Source organism: Enterobacter sp. E14S (assembly GCF_055666685.1).
Window position 1 is genome coordinate 1 of record NZ_JBVODQ010000003.1, and the last position, 13,932, is coordinate 13,932.

At 54.1% G+C, this 13,932-nt stretch carries 16 protein-coding genes; 1 reads left to right on the forward strand and 15 read right to left on the reverse strand.

Going from position 1 to position 13,932, the window contains the following annotated elements:
• Window positions 1-380 (reverse strand): contractile injection system protein, VgrG/Pvc8 family (locus ACZ6J2_RS08140; RefSeq protein WP_471725367.1); only part of this gene is annotated, 380 nt, incomplete at its 3' end.
• An 826-nt stretch (window positions 381-1,206) separates the two neighbouring features.
• Window positions 1,207-1,464: a multiple stress resistance protein BhsA gene (gene bhsA / locus ACZ6J2_RS08145; protein ID WP_335244581.1), complete on the reverse strand. Its 258-nt coding sequence runs from the start codon at window positions 1,462-1,464 to the stop codon at window positions 1,207-1,209.
• 244 nt (window positions 1,465-1,708) lie between these two features.
• Here bhsA and ACZ6J2_RS08150 point away from each other — a divergent pair, with 244 nt between their 5' ends.
• Window positions 1,709-2,344, forward strand: coding sequence for a TetR/AcrR family transcriptional regulator (locus ACZ6J2_RS08150; RefSeq protein WP_063408609.1), 636 nt, complete (start codon window positions 1,709-1,711; stop codon window positions 2,342-2,344).
• Between the two features lie 59 nt (window positions 2,345-2,403).
• Here ACZ6J2_RS08150 and ACZ6J2_RS08155 read toward each other — a convergent pair whose 3' ends face one another.
• From ACZ6J2_RS08155 to yceG, 13 genes are all read right to left on the reverse strand, one after another.
• Window positions 2,404-2,943, reverse strand: a complete 540-nt coding sequence (locus ACZ6J2_RS08155; protein WP_008500779.1) for a glycine zipper 2TM domain-containing protein — start codon at window positions 2,941-2,943, stop codon at window positions 2,404-2,406.
• Window positions 2,944-3,136: 193 nt separating this feature from the next.
• Window positions 3,137-4,441 (reverse strand): NAD(P)/FAD-dependent oxidoreductase, encoded by a 1,305-nt coding sequence (locus ACZ6J2_RS08160; RefSeq protein ID WP_023335290.1) that lies wholly within the window; start codon window positions 4,439-4,441, stop codon window positions 3,137-3,139.
• A gap of 238 nt (window positions 4,442-4,679) precedes the next feature.
• Window positions 4,680-5,222, reverse strand: a complete 543-nt coding sequence (gene ycfP, locus ACZ6J2_RS08165) for an alpha/beta hydrolase YcfP (protein ID WP_008500781.1) — start codon at window positions 5,220-5,222, stop codon at window positions 4,680-4,682.
• Window positions 5,223-5,256: 34 nt separating this feature from the next.
• Window positions 5,257-6,282: a beta-N-acetylhexosaminidase gene (gene nagZ, locus ACZ6J2_RS08170; RefSeq protein WP_471725718.1), complete on the reverse strand. Its 1,026-nt coding sequence runs from the start codon at window positions 6,280-6,282 to the stop codon at window positions 5,257-5,259.
• Window positions 6,283-6,293: 11 nt separating this feature from the next.
• Entirely contained in the window at window positions 6,294-7,118 is an 825-nt protein-coding gene (gene thiK, locus ACZ6J2_RS08175) for a thiamine kinase (RefSeq protein ID WP_471725368.1), read from the reverse strand.
• A complete protein-coding gene (gene lpoB, locus ACZ6J2_RS08180; protein WP_103791505.1) occupies window positions 7,099-7,743 on the reverse strand; it encodes a penicillin-binding protein activator LpoB in 645 nt (214 codons plus the stop codon). Before lpoB ends, thiK begins: the two co-directional genes overlap by 20 nt.
• 13 nt (window positions 7,744-7,756) lie before the next feature.
• Window positions 7,757-8,131, reverse strand: a complete 375-nt coding sequence (locus ACZ6J2_RS08185; RefSeq protein ID WP_023311159.1) for a YcfL family putative periplasmic lipoprotein — start codon at window positions 8,129-8,131, stop codon at window positions 7,757-7,759.
• A 1-nt stretch (window position 8,132) separates the two neighbouring features.
• Window positions 8,133-8,492, reverse strand: a complete 360-nt coding sequence (gene hinT / locus ACZ6J2_RS08190; protein ID WP_033145218.1) for a purine nucleoside phosphoramidase — start codon at window positions 8,490-8,492, stop codon at window positions 8,133-8,135.
• Window positions 8,493-8,739: 247 nt separating this feature from the next.
• Window positions 8,740-10,173, reverse strand: coding sequence for a PTS glucose transporter subunit IIBC (ptsG, locus tag ACZ6J2_RS08195; protein WP_029739869.1), 1,434 nt, complete (start codon window positions 10,171-10,173; stop codon window positions 8,740-8,742).
• 297 nt (window positions 10,174-10,470) lie between these two features.
• Window positions 10,471-11,265, reverse strand: a complete 795-nt coding sequence (locus tag ACZ6J2_RS08200) for a metal-dependent hydrolase (RefSeq protein ID WP_029739870.1) — start codon at window positions 11,263-11,265, stop codon at window positions 10,471-10,473.
• A 10-nt stretch (window positions 11,266-11,275) separates the two neighbouring features.
• A complete protein-coding gene (gene holB, locus ACZ6J2_RS08205) occupies window positions 11,276-12,280 on the reverse strand; it encodes a DNA polymerase III subunit delta' (RefSeq protein WP_471725369.1) in 1,005 nt (334 codons plus the stop codon).
• Window positions 12,277-12,918: a dTMP kinase gene (tmk, locus tag ACZ6J2_RS08210; RefSeq protein ID WP_023311155.1), complete on the reverse strand. Its 642-nt coding sequence runs from the start codon at window positions 12,916-12,918 to the stop codon at window positions 12,277-12,279. Before tmk ends, holB begins: the two co-directional genes overlap by 4 nt.
• Window positions 12,908-13,930 (reverse strand): cell division protein YceG, encoded by a 1,023-nt coding sequence (gene yceG, locus ACZ6J2_RS08215; protein WP_471725370.1) that lies wholly within the window; start codon window positions 13,928-13,930, stop codon window positions 12,908-12,910. The genes tmk and yceG overlap by 11 nt, the downstream gene beginning before the upstream one ends.
• Window positions 13,931-13,932 lie beyond the last annotated feature (2 nt).

A 13,932-nucleotide genomic window follows, 5' to 3' on the forward strand; every position in this document is an offset into this window, starting at 1 on the left:
CGGTAATTCCGGTCCAGCAGCGCCAGATCATGCTCCAGCACACACTCGTAAAGGGCTTCATCGGCAGAGGACTTCAGACGGGCAAACGACGTGATCACTCCGTTAATCTGGCGCACCGGCAGCCAGGGCTCCTGATTGTGCCAGCCAGCTTTCGGATTCGGGGCACGCAAAATAAATTCCGCCCTCTGATTGAGGACATCGTTGACGGCAATGTTTGATGCCGGGCTGGTAAAGCGGATGGTGTAGCGATAGTGCTTACTGAGTTCTTCTTCCCCGGAAAAAGAGTGAACATCCGGTAAAACAGATTTGCCTCGTGGAAAATACAGTAAATAACGGTTTAACGTATCCTGTTGCTGAACAATGCCTGACGGTCCTTCCATCGCCAAATATCCCTGATAAAGAATGACTGTTTATTAAAAAACAATATACTCACAGACCATTGAATAAAATACTATTCCGTAACACATCACAGAATGTTACAAAATACATATCATTCAGTTTAAAGATAAATAAAACAAAAATATTCACACCATAAATAAAAAATCAGGAATAATACCCGACCCGTATATAACAATTCAGCCGGTAACAACAATATGGACGACGTATTTTTCCTGTGAACGCATCATCAGATATTCAGGAACCGCCTTTGAAGGGTTATTCGGCCCTTTTTCCTGATATAAATCGCTCTTCCCTCGCGAATAGCAATAAATATGAAACCGGTTCGCCACTGATAAGAATATACAGCAGTTGCCGTAAGCGGGATTTTATCTGCCACCAGTATATGAGGATAAAATCCGTCCCGGTATCCCGGGTTCGCAGGAGGCGGCAAAGAGCTGCTGCTTAAACTCAGGAGAATACTCAGGGCAGCCTTTTCGCCTGCCGCGAGTCACATTTTTCAGCATATCTGACACTTTGATACCCGCTACTTATTTGGCAGACACCACGTTGTCGAATGCATCAGATTATGACCAGACGACTCTCGCTGGACGCATACAAAGAGCGGGAAAAGGTATCTAGTTCGGACGCGAAAGCTTCCGAAACGAAGTCCATATCGTGTTCAGACGAAAAAAATCCGGACTCAGAGGGGCTGAGTCCGGATTGTCTCTTACTGGCAGGATCGTTCAAGCGTTCTTAAACGATCGGCATTACTGCACATGTGCAGGGCGTTTTTTATTGCAGTGGCATAAATGAGGGTTTATGCCCGGCTTATTTGTAGATGACAGCCGTGCCGTGCAGGGTGTTTGGACCGGTCACAGAGGTGATGCGGTAAGATTTTGCACCCATTTCTTGCGCTTTTTGTGCCAGCTGATCTTCCAGAGAACCCAGGTTGGTACCGGCAGACGCAGAGATTGTCCCGGCTTTATGCTGGTCAGCAGGGGTGGACTGCACTTGTACAGCAGCAAAGCTTGCGAAAGAGAGTGAACTCAGAACGGCGGCGGCGATGAGAGTTTTTACGTTTTTCATGATGTTTACCTTTAGCAGATGAATTTGGAGGTCGTTAATCATTTAGTTAACGATCGATAGGTAAATCATAAATGTGATCCAGGTCACGCGTCAACATAATTTTATAACGAGCGTTAACTTAATTTTAAAATTGTTATTTTTCATACATATATGATTAATTTATTTTTAAGCATTCAGCACTGGTGGCGGGTTGCGTTTATTTTTATAATGGTCATTCACTAAACCAACAGAGGACCAACGGCAAATGACAACCGATGTCACGAGTTGTGCGAAGAAAAGCCGTGGCCGACCAAAAGTGTTTGACAGGGATGCAGCGCTTGATAAGGCCATGACTCTCTTCTGGCAACATGGGTATGAAGCAACCTCGCTTTCCGATCTGGTAGAAGCCACCGGAGCCAAAGCGCCGACGCTGTATGCCGAATTTACCAATAAAGAGGGGCTGTTCAGGGCGGTGCTGGACAGGTACATTTCGCGCTTTGCGGCGAAACACGAAGCCCAGCTGTTCTGCGAAGAGAAAAGCGTTGAACAGGCGCTTCGGGACTATTTCACCGCCGTCGCGACCTGTTTCACCAGTAAAGAAACGCCTGCGGGCTGCTTTATGATTAACACCTCTGCCACCCTTGCGGCGTCCTCTAAAGAGATTGCCAATACGGTGAAGTCACGGCATGCCATGCAGGAGGAGACCCTCAGCGCATTTCTGGCTCAGCGCCAGCAGCGCGGTGAACTCCCCGCGCAATGCAACCCTCAGCTGCTGGCGCAATACCTGAGCTGTATTTTGCAGGGGATGTCGATCAGCGCACGTGAAGGGGCCACGCTGGAAAAACTGCAGCATATTAGCGAAACCACGCTGCGGCTGTGGCCTGAGCTACTGAAAATCTGAAGCAAAAAAAAGCTCCTCAGCCTGAGCGCATGAGGAGCTAAATTCAGAGAACATCTTTTTTACACTTTGTTATTCAGAACCAGCTGGCCATTTCCATCCAGTGGAATTTGCGTGCCCGGGTCTTTATCCATGCGGATTTTGCCCTGCTGATCGCCAATTTTGTACGTCACGTCATAGCCCAGCATTTTTTCCGACTTGTCATAGACGGTTTTGCAGCGTTGCTGAGTCGTGGTGTAGGTATCATTATCCTGCATCGCGCCCTGCACCTGGTTACCGGCATAGCCGCCACCCAGCGCGCCGACCACGGTCGCCACATCTTTGCCCCGGCCGCCGCCAAACTGGTGACCAATCACGCCACCCGCTACCGCACCCAGAACAGAACCGGCGATACGGTTTTCATCCTGCACCGGACGACGATGCGTCACTGAGACGTTGCGGCACTCCTGACGAGGCGTTTTTACAGTTTCTTTAATCGGTGTAGCAGAAACCACCTGTGCATACTGCGGGCCGCGATCTAATACGTTGAGACTGGCAACGGCTGCCACACCTAACGCAGCCGCGACGCCAATCCCTATACCCGCCAACATTGATTTATTCACGGGACTTCCTCCTTTGTTGCTATTAGTAACAATTTTGCAATGGAGACACGGCTTCGCCAATAAGATAAAGGATCAAAAAAGGGGCATGGAGAGGAGATATATTGTATTTAGGAGAACTCTTAAGCAGTCAAACTGTGATCTACAGCATGAAATGCTAAAAACTCCCTCCGGAGGGCCCGGAGGGAGTGAAAGATTAGTGCAGCTTCAGACGCGGGCGGATCACGCGGTTGATTCTGCCCACCAGCATCATCAGCCCGGTTTTGAAGTAGCCGTGCAGCGCAATCTGGTGCATGCGGTACAGGGAGATATACACGAAGCGGGCAATGCGCCCTTCTACCATCATTGAGCCGCGCATCAGGTTGCCCATCAGGCTGCCGACGGTAGAGAAGTTTGACAATGACACCAGTGAACCGTGGTCTTTGTAGACATAGGCTTTCATTGGCTTGCCTTTGTACTGCGCCAGAATGTTGTGCAGCACCAGGCTTGCCATCTGGTGAGCGGCCTGCGCGCGCGGCGGCACGAATCCACCTTCAGGACGCGCGCAGGAGGCACAGTCACCGATGGCAAAGATTTCAGGATCGCGCGTGGTTTGCAGCGTTGGCTCGGTTACCAGCTGGTTAATGCGGTTGGTTTCCAGACCGCCGATCTCTTTCATAAAGTCAGGCGCTTTGATACCAGCCGCCCAGACCATCAGATCCGCTTTGATATACTCGCCGTCTTTGGTATGCAGGCCGCCTTCGTCGGCGCTGGTCACCATGGTCTGCGTCAGCACCCGCACGCCCAGTTTGGTGAGCTCATTGTGCGCCGCACCGGAAATACGCGGAGGCAGCGCAGGCAGGATGCGTTCACCGGCTTCAACCAGCGTCACGTTCAGCGCTTCGTTAGTTAACCCTTTGTAACCGTAGCTGTGCAGCTGTTTCACCGCATTGTGCAGCTCAGCTGACAGCTCAACGCCCGTCGCGCCGCCGCCGACAATAGCGATATTAACCTTACCGTTCGCACCCATATTGCTGGTGTACTTCAGGAACAGGTTCAGCATTTCCTGATGGAAACGACGCGCCTGGTGCGGGTTATCGAGGAAGATACAGTGCTCTTTAACGCCCGGCGTGTTGAAGTCGTTGGAGGTACTGCCCAGCGCCATGACCAGCGTGTCGTACGCCAGTTTACGCTCGGGAACCAGCAGCTCCCCTTTTTCATCGCGCAGCTCTGCCAGGGTGATGGTTTTGCTTTCACGGTTGATGTCCACCACCGAGCCCAGCTGGAACTGGAAATGATGGTTGCGCGCGTGCGCCAGATAGCTGAGCGCGTCCACGCCCTCATCCAGAGAACCGGTCGCCACTTCGTGCAGTAGCGGTTTCCACAGGTGGCTGTGGTTACGATCCACCAGCGTAATTTTGGCTTTTTTACCGCGACCCAGCTTCTTGCCCAGCTGTGTAGCCAGCTCCAGCCCGCCAGCACCACCGCCTACAATCACTATCTTTTTCAATGGCGTAGTCAACGTGACCCCCTCAAATTATTAACCAATTGTTAATTAAAAGTTATAAAAATAACCCTTAATTAACAACAGGTTACAGCACTGAAACCATTCAGGTGCATTGAGAATACCACGTCAGGCGCATTGGTCATACCAAAATTGATATGCATCAAGTTTTGATGGCTTAAAAGTAGACAAATCTGGTCAAAAATAAAGCCCGGCACGCTTTCGCGGCCGGGCTTTGATGCATGCGGGAAATTGATTAACCCAGCGTTTTAAACGCTTTGATACGCTGCAGATGCGGGGAGATGTTTTTGAACTTGTGGGTCTGCTCTTCGTCCCAGACGATCTCATAGTAATGATGCAGCAGCTCTGCTGCCCGATGGCTGTTGAGCGCTTCATCATTACGTGAAAGGATCACCAGACAGCGGTCGCGGTTTTTCTCGCGAAAATTGCTGACGCACTTGGTCGCAATATCGACATACTCTTCCGGACGGTCAATTTTGCCTTCCATGTTCTCGTTCGGGAACAGGTTAGGATTGAACACCACCTGGCGAATGTCGCACAGGAAGCCAATCCGCTCCGCCCAGTAGCCGCCCAGCCCCACGCCGCAAATCAACGGGCGATCGTCGACGTTGAGCTGCAACATCTTGTCCACCTCTTTGAGCAGATGCTGCATATCATGCTTCGGATGGCGCGTGCTGTAGCTGATCAACCGTACATCCGGATCGATAAACTGCAGCTGCAGCACCTTCTCATGATTACCAGGACTGTTTGAGTCAAAACCGTGTAAATAGATGATCATCGTCTTCTCACCACGCTACGCCTTCCGGGAGGGTTTACAGGCGGGCTTTATGTGCCTGCCAGCGCTCATTCAGGTCTTCAAGCCGGGCGTTGACCGTCTTCCAGCGCGCCGAATCCATCAGCTCCTGACGGCTAAATGAACCTTTATGATACAATTGTGTAACACGCTCTGCATTGATCGGCGACAGGTTATCCAGCACGCTAACGGCACCTTTACGATTATTGCAGACCAGGATCATATCGCAACCCGCATCCAGCGATGCCTGACCGCGTTCAGCGTAGCTGCCCATGATCGCGGCCCCTTCCATCGACAAATCGTCAGAGAAAATCACGCCGTTGAAGCCCAGCTCCTGGCGCAGAACGGTTTTCAGCCAGTGCGGAGAGCCGCTGGCAGGACGCGGATCGACGTCGCTGTAAATCACGTGCGCGGGCATAATGGCATCCAGCTTGTTATCGGTGATAAGCGACTGGAAAACCGACATATCTTTGGCGCGAATCTCCGCTTCCGGACGCGGATCGCGCGGGGTCTCTTTGTGAGAATCCGCCGTCACCGCCCCGTGACCCGGGAAGTGTTTCCCGGTGGTTTTCATGCCTGCGTCGTGCATGCCGTCGATGAACCGGGTGGCCATTGCCAGCGCAATACGCGGGTCTTCATGGTATGAGCGCTCGCCAATGGCTGCGCTGATATGCCCTACATCCAGCACCGGGGCAAAGCTGATGTCGATATCCATGGCAATCATTTCGCTGGCCATCAGCCAGCCGGCCTCCTGCGCCAGTTTTCCACCCTCTTCCGTGCCGAGCAGCGCGGCAAATGACTGGGCTGCCGGGAGACGGGTAAAACCGTCGCGAAAACGCTGCACGCGCCCGCCTTCCTGATCGACTGCCACCACCATATGGTTACGCGACGCGGCGCGGATCTGACGCACCAGCTCGCGCAGCTGCGCCGGATCGTGATAGTTGCGGGTAAACAGGATCAGGCCACCCACCAGCGGATGCGCCAGAATTTCACGCTCCTCCGCATCCAGCTCAAACCCTTCTACATCCAACATGACTGGACCCACATCCACCTCTCTTATCCTTTAGTTTGTAACTGACGCCAGGCATCGTCTGCCAGCGCAATAAATTGTTTGTCTCTGGACTGCCGATAGCGCATTTCAAACCAGCCAGCCATTAACATGACGACCCAGGGCCGCCAGCGCCTGACCTGACTCCTCAGCGCATCGGGGTCAATATGTGCCACCCGGGCGTATTCCCTGATGAGCATCTGCCGCGCGGCTTCACTTTCCGTCCAGACTGCCGCCAGCTCCAGCGCCACATCGCCATCTCCCGCATATTCCCAGTCGATAAGCCTGATGCCCGCTGGCGTATGAACAATATTCCCGGCATGAACATCCATATGCAACGGCGCGAGCCGAATCGGCTGCGGCTCGCCCGTTTTACGCAGCCGCTTAAGACGTGCCAGCCACACTGGAGTACGTCTGTCTGGCAGGGCTTGCTGCCAGTAATGTTCCAGCAGAGGGAATAACGTCGTTCGCCACCCCAGGCGTGGCTGCCGGTGCAGATGATACAGCATTGCCGCGAGCGCCGGCGTGTCCGGCAGCGCGCTTTTAACTTCACCGTCCAGATAGTCCACGGCCATCCAGCCCTGTCTGAAAAAACGAGGGGCAGGCACGAGATCCGCCGGAAGACGTCTCAGGGCACGAAACTGACGACGGAAATGGGAGGCAGGCGCGTCGGGGTCGTGATTTTGCCGCAAGACCAGACGTCGTTCGCCCTGCTCTATAATGCAACTCGCGCCGCCAAGCCCGGAATGGGCCTGCGGCGCGATAAGGCGGTACTGAGGAAAATAGCGCGTCAGAATCTCTTCACGCGTGCCGTCATTGTTGCGTAACCGCACCTTTACCTGACCAGATAATTTCGCCTGTCTGAACCAGCATCAGCTGCATCTGCAGGGCTGGGGTATTCACGTTACCGGTGGCGTTAGAGTAAAGCACATACTGCGCGCCAACGTTACGTGCAATGCCGATCGCCTTGCTGCGGGTACCGAGGCTATCCTGCGGCGACAGGCCCAGCTGCTGTTTGGCGACGGCGAGCTGCTGAGCCGAGACCAGCGTAAACTTGCCGTTGTTAGCCAGAGCATTACGCAGGGTTTCCGTGGCTTCACCCGCGTTCAGCGAACCGTTGGTACGGTTGTTCACGCTGTCGACCAGCAATACGCTGCCCGCCGTAACGCCCTGCGCCTGCAGCATTTTGCCTACCATCGGCTGCATAGCCCCGTTCCAGTCGTAATGGCGCACGCGCGGCGTGGGCTGTGACGTCTGGTCCGGATGTTCAATCGGGCCTGGCTGCGCCGGAATAGACGGTACAGACGGCACGGTTGGCTGCTGCTGCGTTGGCGGTGTCGGCTGTTCAGTACCCGGTTTAGCCTCTTCCACAGGCGCAGGCTGTTCAGTTCGGGTCACACACCCTGCAAGAAACAGAGCGAAAGCTGTCACGAGCGCATAGCGGCTCAAATTTTTAATCAAGGTTCACCCCTCAGAGATAAAGATAAAGTCTCACCTTATGCGCACCCAGATAGTTGGCGCTGCCATAGAGCGTTACCGACGACCTGGCCGGAATGGTGACGCTGCGCGGCGCCTCCAGCGGATGCATTTCAAGACCTCTTACGTCATACCAGAAAAAACGGTAGTGAACCGTCACCGGTTCATGTCTTTCATTAAAGAGCGTAGAGGAGGCAGATGAGTTGATTTCACTGATGGTCAACGCGGGCTGTTGCGCCGTGATGCCCGCGGCAAGCACGGAGGACTCCATGACCAGCGTCTGTTCATCATTCACGGGGATCGCCGGACGCGAGCTGCACCCCACAATCATCATCGCCATTACCAGCGCTGCAATACGCCCTTTCAGCATGTCAAAGACCTTTATGTGCCAGCATCGGCCCCAGAGGACGTCCACCCAGCAGATGCATGTGAATATGATAAACTTCCTGGCCACCATGACGGTTGCAGTTCATGATCAGACGGTAACCGTCTTCTGCAATCCCTTCCTGTTCAGCGATTCTGGCAGCCACCGTCAGCATACGACCTAACGCCACTTCATGCTCGGTTTTTACGTCGTTTACAGTCGGAATCAGAATATTGGGAATGATAAGGATATGCGTCGGAGCCTGAGGGGAAATGTCCCGGAAAGCCGTCACCAGTTCATCCTGATAGACGATATCTGACGGAATTTCGCGGCGGATAATTTTACTGAAAATCGTTTCTTCAGCCATGACCTTTTCCTTTTTTGTTTAATCTGGCGCAATGCGTCCGCTGTAAACACACTCCCGGGATCGGTGTGTGACACAATCCAAGAGTATGAGCGAGTTTCTCCTGTCCTTTCAACCTCCTCCCTCGATTTCTTTCCTGAATGTTCATCAGCTGACTGAAGAGTGACCGCTCTCGCGTCTCAGTGGCGTTTTTTAAGACACAAATAAAAAAGGCAGCCATTCGGCTGCCTTAGTCTCCCCAGGTCACAACTTAGTTGCTGCGGATGTACTCATCCATTTCGGTTTTCAGGTTATCGGATTTGGTACCGAAGATTGCCTGTACACCAGAACCTGCAACAACTACGCCCGCTGCGCCCAGTTTTTTCAGACCCGGCTGGTCTACTTTCGCCACGTCGGCAACGCTCACACGCAGACGAGTGATGCACGCGTCCAGGTTAGTGATGTTCTCTTTACCGCCAAACGCTGCGACCAGTGCCGGAGCCATTTCGCTGGTAGCGCCAGCTTTGCTGTCTTCTGTCGCATCTTCACGACCCGGAGTTTTCAGGTCCAGTGCTTTAATCAGCACGCGGAAGATGGTGTAGTAAGCAACCGCATAGCACGCACCCACGATTGGGAACAGCCACAGTTTGCTGCTGTTACCGGACAGAACGATGAAGTCAATCAGACCGTGAGAGAAGGACGTACCGTCACGCATACCCAGCAGGATACAGATTGGGAACGCCAGGCCCGCCAGAATCGCATGGATAACGTACAGGATCGGCGCAACGAACATGAAGGAGAACTCGATCGGCTCGGTGATACCGGTCAGGAACGAGGTCAGCGCTGCGGAGATCATGATACCGCCCACTTTTGCACGGTTCTCTGGCTTAGCAGAGTGCCAGATAGCAATCGCCGCTGCCGGCAGACCGTACATTTTGAACAGGAAGCCACCAGACAGTTTACCTGCAGTTGGGTCGCCCGCCATATAACGTGGGATATCGCCGTGGAATACCTGGCCTGCTGCGTTAGTGAATTCACCAATCTGCATCTGGAATGGAACGTTCCAGATGTGGTGTAGACCGAATGGCACCAGGCAACGTTCGATGAAGCCGTAGATACCAAACGCCACAACCGGGTTCTGGTAAGCAGCCCACTGAGAGAAGGTCTGGATAGCAGAGCCGATTGGTGGCCAGATGAAGGACAGGATCACGCCAGTGAAAATCGCTGCCAGACCAGAGATGATCGGAACGAAACGCTTGCCCGCGAAGAAGCCCAGATACTCAGGCAGCTTGATGCGATAGAAGCGGTTAAACATATACGCTGCAATCGCACCGGAGATAATACCGCCCAGAACACCGGTGTCCGCCAGGTGTTTCGCGGCGATCTCTTCTGCCGGTAAATGCAGAACCAGCGGCGCAACCACAGCCATGGTTTTCACCATGATGCCGTAGGCAACCACTGCAGCCAGCGCAGAAACGCCGTCGTTATTGGTGAAGCCCAGAGCCACACCGATCGCGAAGATCAGTGGCATGTTAGCAAAGACAGAACCGCCTGCTTCGGCCATCACGTGGGACACTACGGCTGGCAGCCAGCTGAAGTTAGCAGAACCGACACCCAGCAGGATACCTGCGATAGGCAGTACGGATACTGGCAGCATCAGCGATTTACCGACCTTTTGCAGGTTAGCAAATGCATTCTTAAACATAATTGAGAGTGCTCCTGAGTATTTGTGCTTTTTTTACGCTTTCACGCATTGGCCCGGGGGGAGTACCGTGCCGTGGACAGGACATCTAAGCGCCCTTTATTTATTACACAGAGTAAAATAATTCCCTCTGAGTTTGTTTGACGGCTATCACGTTTCAGCTTAAGGCGGTCGAAAAACTTTCAGTTATTTACAAAAAGCATGTCCGGATGTGTCTAAATACACACTCACCGCCCCAAATGAGGCGGTGAACTTTACTCGCTTTACTTATTAATTACGAGCCTAAAAAAAACAGGTGTATCAAACAGATTGCAGGCGGGCGGGGTCGATATGGAACAGCGTGGAGAAGTTTTCCGTCGTCACGCGGGCAAGCTCATCGATGCTGACGCCCTTCAGTACGGCCATGTACTCAGCCACATCTCTCGTCATAGCGGGCTGGTTCTCTTTACCGCGATGCGGTACCGGTGCCAGGTACGGAGAATCTGTCTCCACCAGAATGCGATCGAGCGGAACATAACGTGCAGCATCACGCAGCTGCTCAGCGTTACGGAACGTCACGATCCCCGAAAACGAGATATAAAACCCTAAATCAAGCAGCTTCCCCGCCGTTTCTCTGTCTTCTGTGAAACAGTGTAGTACGCCACCGCAATCCGTCACGTTTTCTTCCCGGAGGATAGCCAGGGTATCCGCGCGCGCATCGCGGGTGTGGACGATAACCGGCTTGTTCAGTTCCCGGCCAATGCGAATATGGTTGCGGAAGGACTCCTGCTGGCGCGGTTTGGTTTCCGGCGTGTAAAAATAGTCCAGCCCGGTCTCGCCCATCGCTACCACGCCCTCTTCTGCTGCCAGTCGGCGCAGATCCTCAACGTCGTAGGCCTCGTCCTGATTCAGCGGGTGCACGCCGCAGGAGAACACCACGTTATCGCGAACGCCCACCAGCTCACGCATGGAGCGATAGCCCGGCAGCGTCGTCGCCACCGCAAGACAGAATTTCACATCGCGGGCAGCGGCTTTTGCCAGCACGTCATCCACGTTTTTATGCAGGGATTGATAATCCAGGCCATCAAGATGGCAGTGTGAGTCGACTAAAAACATAATGTCTCTCTCAGAGATGTAAAACAGGCGGTGTGACGCCGGGTTGCAGGTAATGTTCGATACGCAGTAACTGGTCGGTCAGTAAAAGCTCGCGATTAAGACCCGTGACGGTTAAAAGCTGTTCACGGCTCTGGCAGATGTCATGGAGCATCGCGTGAAGAATCTTCCCTGAGAGGCGGTTCGCCAGCGTATTCACCAGCGGTAACGCGTCCGGGTTGGTCAGAAGCGTAGCCCCCTGCTGGATTTTGAGCGCATCCAGCAGTAGGGAGGCCAGCCAGTGCAGACGATCAACGGCCCGATCGCTGTTAAGCGCAGGCAGTAAACTTAGCCAGTCGTGACTGTTCAGCGACGCATCTACGGCCCGGCAGAGCGTTTCTCGCTCTGACCAGACGTCAGGCTGCAGTAATGCCAGCGCCGCCGCGGGCGCTCCGCTGCTCAGGCGCAAGGCGGTCAGCGCGCTCTCAGGTGACGTTGTCACCTCACGCTCAAGCCAACTCAGCGCCCACGATTCCTGGGGCACCGCCAGGTGATGAAGACGACAACGGCTGCGCAACGTCGCCAGTAATCGTCCCGGGTCACGGCATGAGAGGAAAAACCACGTTTTAACCGGCGGCTCTTCCAGGGTTTTAAGCAGGGCGTTAGCCGCCGCCTCGGTAAGCAGCGTGGCGTCTTTAAGCCAGACCACTTTAGCGCCGCCCAGTCGCGCGTGTTCATACAATTTTTCACTGACTTCACGCACGGCATCGATACCGAGCGCGCTTTTACCCTTCTCAGGCTCAAGGGTGTAGTAGTCAGGATGCGTGCCCGCCTGCATCAGCTGGCAGCCACGGCATTTACCACAGCTCTTGTGCCCTTCCGGCTGCTGACACATCAGAAAACGGGTGATGGCATAAATCAACGCATCATCACCCATTCCTGGCAACGCCTGAATCAGTAACGCATGATGCCCCCGACCCGCCTGATAGCTGCCGATCAGCTGTTCAAAGTGTGGGCGCAACCATGGATACCATTTCATGCCTGCTGCTCCTGCACCCACTGCGTAATGGTGTGCTGAATGTCGCGCGTGACGTCGTCCAGGGACTGCGTCGCATCGATGGTACAAATTGAGCTGTCCTGTGCGGCCAGTTCAAGATAGCGCGCACGGGTGCGGTTAAAGAAATCAAACGACTCTTGTTCAATGCGGTCCAGCTCGCCGCGCGCGCGGGCACGTTTGAGACCCACTTCCGGGGTCACATCCAGATAGAGCGTCAGGTCGGGGCGAAAATCCCCCAGTACAGCATTACGCAGCGTTGCCAGCATGGTCTGGTCAATACCGCGTCCTCCGCCCTGATACGCCTGAGTCGACAGATCGTGACGGTCGCCGATCACCCACTTGCCCTCGGCCAGGGCGGGTTTGATCACCGTCTCAACCAGCTGAACGCGCGCCGCGTAGAACATCAGCACTTCGGCCTTGTCAGTGATAACTTCGTCGCCGACGGATTTGATATCCAGTACCAGGCTGCGCAGCTTTTCAGCCAGCTGCGTGCCGCCCGGCTCGCGGGTAAATACCATGTCCGCCACGCCAAGCGCTTTAAGCGTATCCACCACCACGTTGCGGGCAGTGGTTTTACCCGCCCCTTCGAGTCCCTCAATGACAATGTATTTACTGCGCATTTTTTTCCTTAAGTGCCTTCAGATAGTCCTGAACAGAGCGATTGTGGCTGGCAAGGTTGGTGTTAAAGGTATGCCCTCCTTTTCCATCAGCCACAAAATAGAGATACGGTGTTTTAGCCGGATGCGCGGCGGCTTTAAGCGACGCCTCGCTCGGCGTGGCAATCGGGCCCGGCGGTAAACCGCCAATCACATAGGTATTATACGCCGTTGGCGTCTCCAGATCTTTTCTTGAGATTTTGCCCGTGTAGCTCTCGCCCATGCCGTAGATAACGGTAGGGTCGGTTTGCAGACGCATGCCGATGCGCAGACGGTTGATAAATACTGACGCCACCCGATCGCGCTCAGCAGCGACGGCCGTCTCTTTCTCGATGATCGAGGCCATAGTCACGAACTGGTTCGGATCGCTGTAAGGCAATCCTTCCATCCGCCCTTCCCAGGCGGCATCTACGGCGGCAACCATTTTTTTGTGCGCCCGCTTCAGGATAGCCACATCGGTCGTGCCTGCCGTGTACATCCAGGTGTCTGGCCAGAACCAGCCTTCCACCCATTCCGGATGTTCAAGCTTCAGCGCTTCTGCCACCGTCTGATAGCTATCGTCTTTTAAGGTATGTTTGATATACGGCGCGTCACGCAGCTGTTTGAGGTAATCGCTCAGGCGCATCCCTTCCACAAACCGCAGTGGGAACTGGGCTTCTTTACCGCTTTCCAGCAGCTGCAGCATCTCTCTGACGGTCATTCCCGGCGTAAAACGATAGGTACCGGCTTTGAAGTGTGACAGCTCAGGTTCCACGCGCAATAGCCACTGGAATACGCGTGGACGATTGATAATCTTGTCGCCATAGAGCTGTTCCCCAAGCGCCTGACGGCCGGTGCCCGCTTTCAGGGTAAAGATCGTTTCCTCTTTAACCAGGATCTTGCTGTTCGCCAGCTGGCGAACTTTCCATACGCCCGCTCCGCCGGCGACGCCCAGCGCAACGATGAGGATAAGGACAAAGCGCAACATTTTTTTCATGA